The sequence below is a fragment of the uncultured Mailhella sp. genome (genome assembly GCF_944324575.1).
Classification (GTDB): domain Bacteria; phylum Desulfobacterota; class Desulfovibrionia; order Desulfovibrionales; family Desulfovibrionaceae; genus Mailhella.
This window is the reverse complement of record NZ_CALUWV010000169.1, coordinates 64671-79113: the sequence shown is the minus strand read 5'-3', so window position 1 is coordinate 79113 and position 14443 is coordinate 64671. Positions and strand designations below refer to the sequence as shown.

At 43.0% G+C, this 14443-nt stretch carries 11 protein-coding genes and 1 pseudogene; 2 read left to right on the top strand and 10 right to left on the bottom strand.

Annotated elements, in window-relative coordinates:
- Both Q0J81_RS11425 and Q0J81_RS11420 read left to right on the top strand, forming a co-directional pair.
- Window positions 1-350 (top strand): annotated as a pseudogene (locus Q0J81_RS11425) (plasmid recombination protein); the annotation flags it as partial.
- 240 nt (window positions 351-590) lie between these two features.
- Window positions 591-2213, top strand: a complete 1623-nt coding sequence (locus Q0J81_RS11420; RefSeq protein WP_294447993.1) for a DUF262 domain-containing protein — start codon at window positions 591-593, stop codon at window positions 2211-2213.
- Between the two features lie 123 nt (window positions 2214-2336).
- On the opposite strand, the gene Q0J81_RS11415 is transcribed toward Q0J81_RS11420, so the two are convergent.
- From Q0J81_RS11415 to Q0J81_RS12345, 10 genes are all read right to left on the bottom strand, one after another.
- Window positions 2337-3362: a retron St85 family RNA-directed DNA polymerase gene (locus tag Q0J81_RS11415; protein WP_294447992.1), complete on the bottom strand. Its 1026-nt coding sequence runs from the start codon at window positions 3360-3362 to the stop codon at window positions 2337-2339.
- Window positions 3363-3581: 219 nt separating this feature from the next.
- Window positions 3582-3896, bottom strand: a complete 315-nt coding sequence (locus Q0J81_RS11410; RefSeq protein ID WP_294447990.1) for a hypothetical protein — start codon at window positions 3894-3896, stop codon at window positions 3582-3584.
- 5 nt (window positions 3897-3901) lie between these two features.
- Window positions 3902-4738 carry a hypothetical protein gene (locus Q0J81_RS11405; RefSeq protein ID WP_294447988.1) on the bottom strand — a complete coding sequence of 279 codons (837 nt, stop codon included), beginning with the start codon at window positions 4736-4738 and terminating at the stop codon, window positions 3902-3904.
- A gap of 10 nt (window positions 4739-4748) precedes the next feature.
- Entirely contained in the window at window positions 4749-6347 is a 1599-nt protein-coding gene (locus Q0J81_RS11400) for a type I restriction-modification system subunit M (RefSeq protein ID WP_294447987.1), read from the bottom strand.
- 12 nt (window positions 6348-6359) lie between these two features.
- On the bottom strand, window positions 6360-7487 hold the full coding sequence (locus tag Q0J81_RS11395; RefSeq protein WP_294447986.1) for an AAA family ATPase: 1128 nt from the start codon (window positions 7485-7487) through the stop codon (window positions 6360-6362).
- Window positions 7488-7497: 10 nt separating this feature from the next.
- A complete protein-coding gene (locus tag Q0J81_RS11390) occupies window positions 7498-8700 on the bottom strand; it encodes a restriction endonuclease subunit S (protein ID WP_294447985.1) in 1203 nt (400 codons plus the stop codon).
- Between the two features lie 79 nt (window positions 8701-8779).
- Window positions 8780-11755, bottom strand: a complete 2976-nt coding sequence (locus Q0J81_RS11385) for a type I restriction endonuclease subunit R (RefSeq protein WP_294447984.1) — start codon at window positions 11753-11755, stop codon at window positions 8780-8782.
- 523 nt (window positions 11756-12278) lie between these two features.
- Window positions 12279-13034, bottom strand: coding sequence for an SDR family oxidoreductase (locus Q0J81_RS11380; RefSeq protein ID WP_294447983.1), 756 nt, complete (start codon window positions 13032-13034; stop codon window positions 12279-12281).
- 34 nt (window positions 13035-13068) lie between these two features.
- On the bottom strand, window positions 13069-13848 hold the full coding sequence (locus Q0J81_RS11375; RefSeq protein WP_294447982.1) for an N-acyl homoserine lactonase family protein: 780 nt from the start codon (window positions 13846-13848) through the stop codon (window positions 13069-13071).
- 199 nt (window positions 13849-14047) lie between these two features.
- A complete protein-coding gene (locus Q0J81_RS12345; RefSeq protein WP_366937527.1) occupies window positions 14048-14377 on the bottom strand; it encodes a DUF3870 domain-containing protein in 330 nt (109 codons plus the stop codon).
- Between the last annotated feature and the right edge of the window lie 66 nt (window positions 14378-14443).

The following is a 14443-nucleotide window of genomic DNA, read 5'->3' as shown; positions in this document are numbered from 1 at the left end:
TGGCCGTCAAGCATCTTGTCCAGACAGAGAAGGAAATCCTGAAACGGGAAGTGGACTCGCTGCGCAAAAAACAGACACGCCTTGAAGCGGAATACACGTCCCACAGGAAACAAAGCCATGAGGAAAAAGAGGCGCTGGAATCTCAGTTGAAGAAAATGAAGAGAATCATGGCCGGCTATCGGGAATTTCTGCTCCTGCCGGAAATCAGACCGCTGCATCTTGAGTTTGTGGAGCGCAAGCGGGCCGAACAGCTCAAGCACCAGGAAGAAGAACGGCAGCGGCAGGAGCAGGACGCTCGGGATAGGGAGCGTCGGCAGGCAATGACCGTCCGTGGCACGAGAATGAGGTAAGGCGTCGGCGGGAAATCTTCGCACAGGTCGAAGATATAGCCCACTATGCTTCACGTCGTGAAGCGTGGGCGACCGTCCCGCTCGACCGGGAAGAACATAATTAAGTTTTATTTTTAGGGGAAATATAAAATATAATGGTGAAACAAGTTGTTAGCTTAATAGGTTGAGTGTATTGATTTTGTTTTTCTTATTAACTAGAATAAAAAGTAAATTTTTGTCTATCTCAAAAAGGAGAGTAATATGGAAGCATTGCAGGCTACTCCTCAGACGCTTCAGGAAGTTTTTACTTATATATATTTTATACCGGAATATCAGCGACCATATTCATGGGGAAAAGATGAGTGTGAGAAGCTGTGGGAAGATCTTTACAGCTTTTTTGAATCGAAATCGACAAATAATGATAAATATTTTTTAGGTAATATTGTACTTTATGAAGAAAATGGGAATTACTGTGTTGTAGATGGTCAGCAAAGGTTGATTTCTCTGTCGCTATTAATGCGTGCTCTTTTTGAAAAAGTTATGACATTTAATAGTCTTGAAAGATGTTTATTTATTTTTGACGATGAAACAGGAGAAAATACAGAAAAACTTCGCATTATATCAAACGTGATTGATGAAGAAAGAGAAAATCTTGAAAATGTACTTGTAAAAAAAGAAATAGATTCAGACACGCTGTATGCAAAAAATTATAAACTTTTTAGCGAGTGTCTTGAAAAATGGATTGATTCTTTGGGGGCAAACAAAACAAAACTTAAAGAGTTTATTCGTGTTCTATTAAATAATGTCGTCTTATTACCTATTAAGTGCGGAGATCTTGATGATGCGTTAACCATATTTGAAACGATTAATAATCGCGGTATGAGCTTAAGCGATATTGATATATTTAAAGCTCAGCTCCATAAAAATGCTGGACAAAATTCAAAGGAATTTATTAGAAGATGGAATGAAATAGAAAATGATTATAATGATATTTTCAGAATATATATGTATATTTTAAGAGCAAAAGATAAAATTACTGATAAAGAAATAGGGTTAAGGCCATTCTTTCTATCAACAAATTTGCGTTTGAAAGACTGGAAGACCGTTATACATGATATGGAAAAAATTGATTCCTGTATTAATTACCATGAAGGAGCGTGTCCTGATGTTGAATCTTGTGAATATTGTATAAAATATAAAATTTGTAAATGGTTCCAGATCCTTTGGTATTATCCTAATCAATATTGGCAATATCCAATTTATACATTTCTCTTTAAATTTTTGAATTCTGACGGTGAACTCACTAAGGAAAAAGTAGAAGAGTATTCATTACTTCTTCAAGATACTATTAGATACTGTTATGTAAAATCTATAATATATAATTCAGTTAACACAATAAAAGATGTAATATTTCGTGTATGTGCTAATATATGGCATGGAAAAGATTATAAAAAGCTTTATTATGAAAGTTTAGCCAAAAATAATTTTGAGATAAAATCAGCTCTGGAGGCTGGAAAAGTTCAGAGAAGTCTTCGAGGCCTATGCTTTCTTCATGCATATCTTACCCCTGACCAAGTATTTATACCGTGGGAGGCTCAGATTGAACATATTCTGCCCAAAAAATGGAATAATTATGACGGGTGGACGGAAGAGACATATCAAAATGATGTTAATAAAATCGGTAATCTTGTTGTACTGGAAAAGAAGCTTAATATAAGTGCAAAAAATGAGTTTTTCTCACGAAAGAAGGATGTATATAAGAATTCTGATGTTATAGCTGCAAAGAATCTTTGTGATATTCAATCGTGGACTCCAGATACATTAGATAAACGGAATAAGAATGTTATAGAAGAATTGACAAACTTTTTGAGAAGTGATCAATAAAATTTAGATGTTGTTACTTTGTTAAAGTAATAATATTAAAAAATATATGCAGTGTGACGTATTATATGTAATACGTCACACTGCATATAGGCACGACTGGATAAATAATATAAATATATAGTACTATTTACATATATAATTCTTTAACACTGATATTATCCAGTCTATTTTATATGTTTTAGGATTTATAAATTTTATATGATATGCTTTTCCAAGTAATTTGTATATATAATTGTAATCAGTTATATTTTTATGTTTCATATGTTCATAAAGTCCATATTTATTAATATAATACGCGCATTGAATAAGTTCTCTTGTTATGTTTTTAGGAGAATTTAAAGTTTTATTTGTAACAATTCCTGTTACAACTTGTCTATTTTCCTGTCTCATTATAGATGTTTTATTTTTATTTATTTGAAGATTATATTCGGATAATAACTTTTCTATGAAATGTATTATTTCTTTAATGTTAAGATCTCCTGAAAATGTCATATCGTCAGCATATCGAGAATATCTGATTCCTCGTCGACGAATATAGCCTCCTATTCTTGCATCTATGGGATAAAAAAAGATATTGGATAAAGCAGGGCTTGTTGGAGCTCCCTGAGGAAGTGCACCATTTAGTGTACAGATACCGGAAAAAAGACGTGCAAGAGATTTTGAATAGCCTGCATTTCTAAATATATTATATACGCTTACAGTTTTTATTGATGGAAAGAAGTCTTTAATATCTAAATGCAATACTTTTTTTTGTTTTCTATGAAATCGTGCATTATCAAGTATAGAAAAGCCTTTTCTGTAGGCTTTTGCGTAAATACTTACAGGTAATTTTTCTAGTATATTATCTAATATCCATCGCTGAATTTCTAATAGACTAGGATAAGGGGCTGAGATATTTCTTTTGCCTCCATTTTTTTTGTCTATAGAAAAATGTGTGTAAAACTTACTAGAAGCATTACTTACAGCAAAAAGATAATAAACGTCATAACCAACTAATAAAGAAAGGTGTTTATAGTCATAAATAATAGGTAGAGATTTATTAGAAAGACGCTGAGCGTAGGCAATACATCTGAAGTAAAAATCTTCAGTAAGCCCTTTTTTCTGACATGCAATAAAAAACTGTTGTTTGTATTCGTTAAAATTATTCATAGAAAAATGTAGCAATCCTCTACTTGCCTTCTATTATCTTACACAACGCAGCGCAATGCAACGCGCTGCGTTGTGTAGCGAATTTTATGAGCTTTACGTCCCATTCTGGGGGGTAAAGCTCTGCCTTTAGCCCCAGAATGGGACGTAAAGGGTAAAGCGGATTTTTTCTCAGAATAGCGACTCGCTATTCACCAGCTTGCGCTGGGGGCTAGAGGATTGCTACAAATTTGGTGGAACAGCAGGGAGATAAATATCATCTACCGATTGCCGTGGAATTCTTCTACTAAAAAGAGAAGTAACTTTTTTTTCTTTTTTTGTAAAGGGAGATCCATATTGATGTAATAAATTTTTTCCTGACATTGTAATATGATATTTTCCATCTTTATATATACAATAATTTTTTTTCACCATACTGTTTAATATATATGGAATTTTGTATATATCGACTCCTATTTTGAATATGTCAGAAATATCCCTGTTTTCTATTATGATAGCAATCATTGCAGTAATTATTTGAATGTCTTTTTCACTCATAAATTTCACCTAAAAAATATGGTATTTCTGTTTTTTGGTCCAGAATACCAGAATATAGGAAATGTATTATTAGGAGCTTTTAAATCAAAAGCTAATAATGCTTCAGATTCTTTATATCCAAATCTATAATTTTTGGGTATTTCTATTTTATCTTCTATCGCTTTCATGACTTCTAAGGCTTCATGAGTGTTTAATGCGTTGTCATCTGATATTCCTTTTTTGTGCATAGTTGCATATATAACTTGATATCCTAAATCCTTTATCAAGGATAAGCCTTTTTCTAATATAGCAATTGATAAAATAAGTACATAGTCATTGTCTTTTTTATATAATTTTTCATATGTTTTAATGCAATTTGATAGCTGAGTTCCTGTACCTATAAAACTATCACATAGAATAATTAATCTTGTATTTGTATTTTTATATTCATTTAGAGATGATATATTACTTAATATAATTGTTTTATTTTTTATGTTATGACCAAAATGTATATCAAATATTGATTGAAGAAAATATGTAATAGGGTGAGAACTTTTTACTTTATTAAAATCACTTTCTTTTAAAATTGGAATTAAAAAAATTTCATCAAATATATTTAAATCGTATTTTATTTTTTTTATTAATTCATAACAATAATTTTCATACATAAAAAAATCAATATTTTCAATTTTTTTAGAAAGGTAAAATATAATCCAACGCTTATCGTTATCTACCTCTCGAAGTAAATCATAAAATCTGTTAATTAGTTTATTTTTATATGCACTATTTTTAGCCCATGAAAAACTATTTATAATAGTATCAATTTCTTTTATTTCTTCAGGAGATATTTTATTATTTTCCATGTTTTAGTCCTTATCCTATTTCCGGCAAGCCGAGTTCCCGCAGAAAGGCGTTATGCTTCGCCGTGGCGGAGGCAATGCGTTCGTCGATTTCCATCAGTTGTTTATGGACGGCGGCGAGGTCTATTTCCGGTTCCGGTTCAGCGGTGGAGATATAGCGGGAGATGTTCAGATTATAGTCGTTTTCCCCTATTTCTTCCATGGAAACGCGGCGGGAGAAACGTTCTTCTTCCCGGCGGTACTGGTAGGTTTCCAGAATTTTTTCGATGTGTTCATCCAGAAGGTGATTCTGACGCTTGCCTTTTTCAAAATACTCCGCAGCATTGATGAAAAGGACATCGTCCGCCCTTCTGCATTTTTTCAAGACCAGGATGCAGACGGGAATCCCCGTGGAAAAGAACAGGTTGGCGGGCAGGCCGATAACGGCGTCGATATTGCCGTCGTCCAGCAGCTTTTGGCGGATACGCGCTTCTACGCCTCCCCGGAACAAAACGCCGTGAGGCAGAATAATGGCCATGACGCCGTCCTGCTTCAGATAATGGAAGCCGTGCAGCAGAAAGGCAAAGTCCGCCGCGGATCTTGGGGCGAGCCCGTAGTTTTTGAAGCGGACATCATTGGCCATGTCTTCTTCCGGGTTCCAGCGATAGCTGAACGGAGGATTGGCGACGACTGCGTCGAACAGCGGCACCTTGGCCGGGTTGGACTCGCGCAGCATGTCCCAGTCGTTGGTCAGCGTATCGCCGTGGAAGATGGTAAAGGCGGAGTCGCTCACGCCGTGCAGCAGCATGTTCATGCGGGCAAGGTTGTAGGTTGTGACGTTTTTTTCCTGCCCGTAGATCATGCCGATGTCGTCTTTGTCCATGCGCTTGCGCACGTTGAGCAGCAGGGAGCCGGAGCCGCAGGCAAAGTCCAGTACACTGTGGAGGTAGGGTTTTCTGCCCGTCTCAGGGTTCTGGCAGTCCAAGGTAACAATGCCGGAAAGAATGCTGGAAATCTGCTGCGGGGTATAGAATTCTCCGGCCTTTTTTCCTGAACCTGCGGCGAACTGGCTGATAAGATATTCATACGCGTCGCCAAGCATATCCGTATCCGTGGAAAAGGCGGACAGTTCTTCGGCCAGCCTTGTGATGACCCGGCAGAGAAGGGCATTGCGTTCTTTGGTATTTTTTCCCAGTTTTTCGGACGTAAGATTGATTTCGGAGAACAGCCCCTGGAAGGTGTTTTCAAAAGATTCGTTTTCAATATGCCGAAAGCCGTTCAAAAGCGTGTCCAGAAGAAATTCGCTTTGCGTACGGGCCAGCTCCGCAATATTGCTCCAGAGGTAGTCCGGCGGAATGACATAGTGCAGACGGCGGCGCAGCAGCTTTTCCAGTTCCGGAACATCGTCGGGATTGGCGTCGTACCATATCTGCAAGGGAGTGCGCCCCTTTGAAGCTGTCGGATAATCCGGTCCCAATTCTTTCCGCGCCGTGTCTTCATACGTATCCGAGAGGTAGCGCAGAAAGAGAAAGGAGAGCATATAGTCACGGAAATCATCCGCATTCATAGAGCCGCGCAGCTCGTCGGCAATGTTCCAGAGCGTGGCTCCCAGTTTATGTATCTGTTCGGTCATGTTTTATCCCGTTCAGTTTTGAGTGAAGGCGTCCAGGTTGAAGGGGTAACGGGCAAGAAAGCGGTTCAGGGCGTTTTTGAAGTGTTCCTTATTGTCCGGTACCATCTCCCGAGGTTCAAAAAGAGAATAATTGCCGTGACTCATGAGGTTTATCAGACGTGCGTTTTCCTGCACTTCCTCTTCCGTTTTTGCATCACCGAGACAGTCTGAAAATTTTTTGAAGCCGTGAAATTGCGCCGTTTTTTCTAAAATGACACGCAGCATATTGAAGTGAAAAGTATAGAGATTTCCGGTGGCTGCGGCTTCTTTCAGGTCTTTTAAAAGTGCAAGGTGGTGAAGGAACGGAGAGTCATTGCTGCCGGTTAGTGTGTATCCATTTTGATTTATAGAATAAAAATATGGTAAATGTATTTTTCTTTCATTAAACTCATTATGTAGTATATTATAGAAAAGAGCATGATGTGTTGATATAATAAGTTTTATTTCTTTATTGTTTCTTTCTTTGAACATTTTTGAAAAATTGCAGGCCATTGATACGACATTATTATCATCAAGCGACGATATGGGGTCGTCGATATAAACATACTTTACCCATGAGTATGCGTCGTCGCCATCAAAAACAAGCTGAAGAATGGCAAGAAAGAAGCACCATATGAACAGGCGTTCTTCTCCACGGGAAATTTTAATATTTGTTTCTTCGTTTTCCTGTTCTCCACAGGAAAAGGAGATTTCCCATGTCTCGGTGTCGATGGAGAAGTCGAAGTTCGTATAGCGATGCAGGAAGGAGCGTACGCGCGTTTCCATTTCCATGCCGTACACACCTGAGAAAAATCGAGAGTCCGAGTTGAGCTTCAGCACCCGATGTTCGTCGTTTTCAAGGTCGTTATCCCAGGAAAAAAGGTCTTCCGTGAAGGCGTTGAAGTAAAGCGTATCGCTCTTGTCGTCCACGGTTCCCTGTCGTGTGAACTCCATGGAAAGGCGGGTCTTGCCAGTGCCGTTGTAGGCAAAGAGCAATAGAACTTCAGGGAGTTTTTGACCATTTTCAGAAGTAGCTTGAAACAGATCTCGCATATTGGTTGCAAGCTGTTCCAAAGATTGGGACGTGCCGAACTGTGCTTTGACTGCTTTGACGGTGCTCATGATTCAACTCTTATAACGAAGGAAAAAGCTGTTGCATCATACCTTTTTTATGTTCTTTCAATGCCTTTATTTTTTCTTCCTGTGCTTCAATTTGTTCGTCAATGGAGATGAGACAATCAGCTATTTTTTGTTGTTCATGGATATCTGGAAGTTTGATAGAAATTTTTTTTACTATTTCGATAGATATGCCTGGCTGAGCTTGTCCAATTGCTAGACGGTTAATATTGAGTTTTGATAGGAAATAAAACAAGAAAATATTTGATATGCTATCATTATTACATTCTGCTACAATAGCATGTTCTGTCGCATAAAATTCTCCTGTTGGCATTTTTACGTTGCCACATAATGCACCTTGTCGCCCAATTATAGGATAACATGTTTTATAATTTGACTTTTCTACATATCCACGCAGTCCATTTCCTCCATAGCAAGGAAAGAGTCCTTTATGCCATATGGGAAATATCTTTGTTGAGTCTATAAATTTTCCAGCCTGTAAGTGACAAATAGCCCCCAAAGATTTCTTTCTCCACTCTATGGCATTCTTAAATTCGGGAAAACGCCAGCGAGGTGTTGTTTCACCTTCAGCAGGGAAAAGACGCTGCATCAGCCCCTTCTTGTGCTGTTTGAGAGCGTCGAGTTTCTGCTCATGGGCTTCAATAAGCTCATCAAGAGAAGAAAGGCAGTCGGCTATTTTTTTTTGTTCTGCTTTATCTGGTAGAAAAACAGGAATTTTTAAAAATTGTTTTATTGATATATTAAATCTACCAGCTCTTGCACCTTCATTGATAATATTTTTTAATTCATGTTCATGACAATGAGCTTCAAAATAATACTGCCAAAAAGCAGGTTCTGTTTTTGTAGAAAAACGAAAACATTTATATATTGGAGATACAAGTCCTCTAATGTTTAAGGTGTTTCTTTTTATTGTTCCATATGGATATAAATTTGTTACTCTATCATTATATACAAAATCGTTATTTTGTATTTTTACATATCTACTAAGATTTAAACTAGCAATATTTTTTTCAAAATAGTTTTGTTGAATAATAAGTCCATATTCACAAGATAAAGTTAAAACATGATCTGTACAAGAGGAGTCTGCTTTGTCTGTAATAGGTGCAGCAATATTTTGTAATAAATCTTTATTCCACATTTTTCCTTTAAAGTGTGGGAATCTTAAAGAAGGTATAGAAGGGTTCAATTCTTTAATCATATGATTTCCTTTCATTAAGCAAAATTTGACATCAGATCAGAAAGTACGGAATAAAGACATGTTAGAGGATGCTTCTTCTCTACCCTTCATACACTTCAAGCCCATGTATCTCCTGCCCGTCGGCAAGGCGGCGCAGAAGGGGAGTCAGATCGGTCATGACTTCCACTTCCTTGCGGCTCCGGGCTTTCCAGCCCAGTTCCAGAGGCTCAAGCAGACTGCGGAGGTCTTCCTCATCAAAACGACTGCGTTGCAGGACGGTCTGTATGAGCTTGTGCAGCAAGGCCGCATCCAGTCCGTGATGGGAGGCAAGGTCGTCGATCTGTCGTTGCCGAGTCTGATCGCGGAATGCCAGATATCCCTCGCGGATGGCTTGTTCATCCAGCGCTTCTCCTGCGGAAAGGGTGTCGATATAGGCTGCTATGGTGTCGCGTTCGTCCATGAATTTGGCGTCGGACGCAATAAGTCCCACAAGCTGTTTGCGGGTGAGCTTCATCTGCTCCGGCGTCTGGCTGGTGTAATCGGCAATCAGGGACATGATGTAATCATAGTCGATAAGCGTGGACGCAAAGAGCACCAGTTCAAAATCCAGCGCCTGAACCTGCTCGGACGTATCGGCATCGGGCTTGTCCTGCTTTTCTCGCATGTCATGCGCGGTGTCCAGGTACACACCACGGAAGGCCTGCAAATCGTCGGCGGACAGAATGGACTCGATATCGACGTCATGTTCCGGGGTTCGGTCGGTGTACTGGTCGAGCTGCGTCTTGAGGCGTTGCACTTCCTTGAACAGACGGATGAACCCGGCGCGGGCCTGATCGCCCTTGAGTTTTGTTACGGCTTCCGGTGTGCAGGGCAGGCCCTGCGATTCCATGAAATCGCGCAGACGGTCCACGGCTCCGCGGAATCTTTCGATGACAAGGGGAACAGGGTCCACCAGCCACACGGTGCGGGCCGCTTCGTTGGCATGTTCGCCGGAGAAGAGCTTGATGGCTTCGTTGACGGCCTCCTGCTGCTGGCGGAAGTCGAGAATATTTCCGTAAGGTTTGGTATCGTTGAGCACTCGGTTGGTGCGCGAAAAGGCCTGAATGAGACCATGATAGCGCAGTTTTTTATCCACATAGAGTGTGTTCAGATACTGGGAATCGAAACCGGTGAGAAGCATGTCCACCACGATGGTGATGTCTATTTTTTTTGCATGAGGCACGTCGGAAAGAGGAAATTTCTGCGACTTGATGCGCGTCTGCACGTCCTGATAATACTGGTCGAATTCCCCTATGCTGTGGTTTGTGCCGTACTGTGCGTTGTAATCGGCCATGATGGAGCGCAGGGCGGCCTTTTTGCCTTCGGGGTCAATAAGGTTGTCCGCCTTTTCCTGCGGCAGATCTTCCTGAAGCTGCTGCACATCCTTGTTGCCTTCGGCAGGCGGGGAAAACACGCAGGCTATGTTCAGCGGGCGGAAGGTCGGGTCATCTGCCTGTCGCGCGGTCTGACTTTCCTTGAACAAATTATAATAGGCAATGGCTTCATTGATGGAGCCGGTGGCCATCAGCGCATTGAACTTGCGCTCTGCAGTGGCCTTATCGTGTTTGTCCAGAATGGTGTTCACCACGGCACGCCGTGCCTCGTCCGTGCCGGGGCGGGGCGTATTTTCTCCCTGCGGACGAAAATAATCCACATGAAAGCGCAGGACGTTGCGGTCTTCAATGGCATTGGTGATGGTATAGGCATGCAGCAGGCGCTGGAAAATGTCTTCCGTAGTCTTGTAGGATGCCTGCTGGCCTTCCCTCTGCTGATAGTAGGCGTTTTCGTCGAAAATGGGTGTGCCGGTAAAGCCGAACAACTGGGCGTTGGGGAAAAAATCGCGAATAGCCTGATGGTTGTCGCCGAACTGAGAGCGGTGACACTCATCGAAAATAAAGACCATGCGCTGATGACGCAGCGGCTCCAGCTGTTCACGATAGGCGGCGCGATTGCTGCCGGACAGCGCAAGGGACAGCTTCTGAATGGTGGTGACGATGACCTTGTCGGCGTAGCTGGTGGAAAGCAAACGTCTCACCAGTGTGGCCGTGTTGGTGTTCTCCTCCACACAGCCTTCCTGAAAGCGGTTGAATTCCTGCCGGGTCTGGCGGTCAAGGTCCTTGCGGTCCACCACAAAGAGACATTTTGCGATGTCGGGATTGCTTTTGAGCAGCGTTGACGCCTTGAAGGAGGTCAGCGTCTTGCCGCTGCCGGTGGTGTGCCAGATGTAGCCGTTGCCGTCGTCGTTGCGGCGTATGCAGTCCATGATGGCTTGCACGGCGTATATCTGGTAAGGGCGCATCATGAGCAGCTTTTGTTCGCAGGCCACCAGCACCATGTAACGGCTTATCATTTCGCTCAGCACGCACTTGGACAGAAAGGCGTCGGCAAAGGCATCCAGCGCCGTGATCTTGTTGTTTTCCCGGTCTGCAAACTGATACACGGGCAGGAAACGCTCATCGGCGTCAAAGGAAAAATGTCGATCGTTGTTGTTGGCAAAGTACCAGGTTTCGCTGCGGTTGCTGACAATGAACAACTGGATGAAACAAAGCAGCGTTCTGGTATATCCGTTACCGGGATCATGCTTGTAATCCACAATCTGTTTCATGGCCCGGCGAGGACTGACGGCAAGATTTTTCAGTTCTATCTGTACGACGGGAATCCCGTTGAGCAGAAGGATGACGTCATAGCGGTGATGACTGCTGGCCGTATTGATGCGAAGCTGGTTGACGACTTCAAAGCTGTTTTTGCACCAGTCGCGCGTATTCACCAGGGTGAAGGAAAGCGGCGTGTCGTCATCCCGTTCCAGAGTATGAAGCTCACGAAGCATACAGGAAGATTGATAGACATCGCTGCTGATTATCATGTCCATGAGGCGGGAGAACTCGGCATCGGAGAGGTGGACGCGGTTCAGTTCCTCAAAGCGGGCACGGAAATTGGCTTCCAGTGTTGCACGATCGTGAATGTCCGGGCGATAGGTGTACTTGAGATCATCCGTCAGCTTGGCAATGAGCTGTTGTTCTATATCCTGTTCCAGCATGGGACCACCGTAAAAAACAAGAGGGGAAACAAGTGATAAGGCAGAAGAAGGATACAGTCTTCGTCCCCAGCTTCGCAACACTTTTTTAAGGTGCTTTTCCGTCTTGGACAGAACGGCGGGAGCCGTGTGCGGATAAGGCCGGCGCATTAATCCCTTTTAGTGTTGCTCTGTGTTTTTTTAGTGAGCTTCCGGCACGTTCGGCAATGAGAGACTGAGACATGAGGAATTGGGGCGATATGTCCGCTCCCCCGGCAAGGAAGTTTTCCATCTTTGATGGAGATATTTTTAAAAACGTAGATATTTTTGTGGGTATGATTGCTTGTGAGTATATATTAAATATACTAATTCAATATGTTATATTATAAATTTTATCCGCCTGGGGACGCCAGCACAATGACAATATTTCCTCAGGAGAGTTTCTCTTGAGGAATTTTTGTTTTAAACAGGTTTTTCCACAAAAAAGCGCCCTTCTGCTGAGAGCAGAAGGGCCTGTGAAGAGCAAAGTTACCTGGGGAAAAAGTCGTTATTTTCCGAGGTATCCGCCGTCAACAGGAATGACGGCCCCGGTAATGTAGTCGGCAGCACTGCTGGCCAGAAAAACGGCCAGTCCTCCGAGATCCTGGCCGGTTCCCCAGCGCTTCATGGGGATACGGCTGGTGATTTCCTTGTACTGCGCAGGATTTTTTTCCTCCATGTCAGCCGTCAGCTTGGTGACCATGTAGCCGGGGGCAATGGCGTTGACGTGCACGCCGCGGCTGGCCCATTCATTGGACAGAGCCTTGGTCAGCTGGGCAATGGCCCCCTTGCTGGATGCGTAGGCCGGAACCATTTCACTGCCGAAGAAGGACGTCATGGATGCCATATTGATGATGCGTCCGTAGCCTTGCTCCAGCATGTCGCGTCCCGCAAGCTGTGAAAGCACAAATATGGCGTTAAGGTTGATGTCCAGTACGAGCTTCCACTTGGCAAGGGGGAAATCTTCGGCCTTTGCTCTGTACTGAATGCCGGCGCCGTTGAACAGAATGTCGATGCGCCCACCGCACAGTTCCTTAATGGCCTCGTAATCGGCGGGAAGATTATCAAGTTTACTCAAATCGCAGCTGTAATATTTGACTTCGCGATCTTTGCCGAGCTGTTTTGCCGCTTCGGCAATATTCGGAGCTATGTCCACGATGCAAAGCTCGGCTCCGGCCTCATAGTAGGCCTTGGCAATATCGTAACAGAGACCGTTGGCTCCGCCGGTAACAACCACGTGTTTTCCTTTCAGGTTCAGTTCCATGATGAGGCTCCTTGTAGTATGAGAAGGTTGAGGCTCAGATGTCGCCCTTGAGGCTCCATTCCTGAATTTGCTTACTGTCGTGACCGAACAGCATGGTGGCGTCATACTGCTTCTGCAGCTTTCTCAGACGCTGAAGGTTGGCAAGAAAATCGTCGGTCCCCTTGTTGATGGGGCCGCCGGGAGGCGTGGACGTTTCCCAGCTTTCCTTTGTGTAAACAGCATCACTTGTGGCGATGACGTTTCCCAGACTGCGGGTTTTGACGATAAGTCCGGTAACTCCGGGAGTGTGCGCATTCTGAATGAAGAGTGTCAGATCAGGGGCAAGAGAGGTCGTTTCCCGTATGGGCTTGTACGTTACGCCTTCCACGTCAAACAGGCTCTTGATGTATGCGCTGTGAGCTTCGCCCGTGAACACGCTGAAGCAGGCGTTCTGCAGTTCGCTTTCGGCAACGATGACGTTTTTGATGGCTTTTGTGCCCTTGAAGTAGCGAAGACCTCCCACGTGGTCGAAGTGCAGATGGGAGAGGATAATCATGTCGATGTCGGAACAGCGCAGCCCATGCAGCCCCAGCGCTTCTTCAATGGAAATGAAGCTGCCCACGGGATAAATGCTGTTGATGTCTTCGCCGTATTCCCATCGACTGTAAGGGCTGTTGCCGGTGTCGTAGAGAATGTTTCCGAGCTCCGGGTGTCGTATCAGCAGGGCGCTGACCGGGGAGCGGTACATTCTGCTCTCGTCGCATCCTGCTACAATACGGAAATACTGGCAGTCGAGATGCCCGAGAGGGAGCACGTTCATGGTTGGCTCGTTCATACTGGTCTCCTTGTATGCATGGCAGGTCTGGCATGGTGAGCCTGCAATTCCGGAAAAAATTAATTAAAAAAGCCCGCTTCAACTCAACGGAAAGGAAGAGCTGAAAGCGGGCTTATGGTTCGACGAAGCGATATACCCGTTGGTATGGATATACCAGGTCGAACCCCCGAAGGACTGTTCTTGTCAGAACTCAGAGAGCTTAGTCAGGAATTTCAATTTGCTTGAAACGTTCCTGAGCATTGCGCAGAGCATGTACAACACTGCTGGTTATGGAAAGATACATATGACTCTGTATCTTTTCCAGTAATGGATCAATAGGATTATCGAAACAGTATCCGAATATCATGTCGTTTAAATACTCGGAAGTAAGAGGACTGATGGTATTAAAATGACAATGGACGACACAATGTGACTTTTTATTAATAAGAAGCTGACAGGATAATATGCTGTATGCAAAATTAGCAGCAGTCTCCTTTGGTGGTTGAGCATATCCGCCAATCAGTATGCACGATTCCGAAGTGTTACTCATAAAGAGCGCTCCTTGCATATTTTAGGCATGTGGTGTTTTCTACCGATAGAAACTGAATGTAAGGAT

Excerpts from the sequence above, each read along its gene's own strand:
- Q0J81_RS11420 (WP_294447993.1), top strand. The coding sequence starts at position 591 with ATGGAAGCATTGCAGGCTACTCCTCAGACGCTTCAGGAAGTTTTTACT.
- Q0J81_RS11415 (WP_294447992.1), bottom strand. The coding sequence starts at position 3,362 with ATGAATAATTTTAACGAATACAAACAACAGTTTTTTATTGCATGTCAG.
- Q0J81_RS11410 (WP_294447990.1), bottom strand. The coding sequence starts at position 3,896 with ATGAGTGAAAAAGACATTCAAATAATTACTGCAATGATTGCTATCATA.
- Q0J81_RS11405 (WP_294447988.1), bottom strand. The coding sequence starts at position 4,738 with ATGGAAAATAATAAAATATCTCCTGAAGAAATAAAAGAAATTGATACT.
- Q0J81_RS11400 (WP_294447987.1), bottom strand. The coding sequence starts at position 6,347 with ATGACCGAACAGATACATAAACTGGGAGCCACGCTCTGGAACATTGCC.
- Q0J81_RS11395 (WP_294447986.1), bottom strand. The coding sequence starts at position 7,487 with ATGAGCACCGTCAAAGCAGTCAAAGCACAGTTCGGCACGTCCCAATCT.
- Q0J81_RS11390 (WP_294447985.1), bottom strand. The coding sequence starts at position 8,700 with ATGATTAAAGAATTGAACCCTTCTATACCTTCTTTAAGATTCCCACAC.
- Q0J81_RS11385 (WP_294447984.1), bottom strand. The coding sequence starts at position 11,755 with ATGCTGGAACAGGATATAGAACAACAGCTCATTGCCAAGCTGACGGAT.
- Q0J81_RS11380 (WP_294447983.1), bottom strand. The coding sequence starts at position 13,034 with ATGGAACTGAACCTGAAAGGAAAACACGTGGTTGTTACCGGCGGAGCC.
- Q0J81_RS11375 (WP_294447982.1), bottom strand. The coding sequence starts at position 13,848 with ATGAACGAGCCAACCATGAACGTGCTCCCTCTCGGGCATCTCGACTGC.
- Q0J81_RS12345 (WP_366937527.1), bottom strand. The coding sequence starts at position 14,377 with ATGAGTAACACTTCGGAATCGTGCATACTGATTGGCGGATATGCTCAA.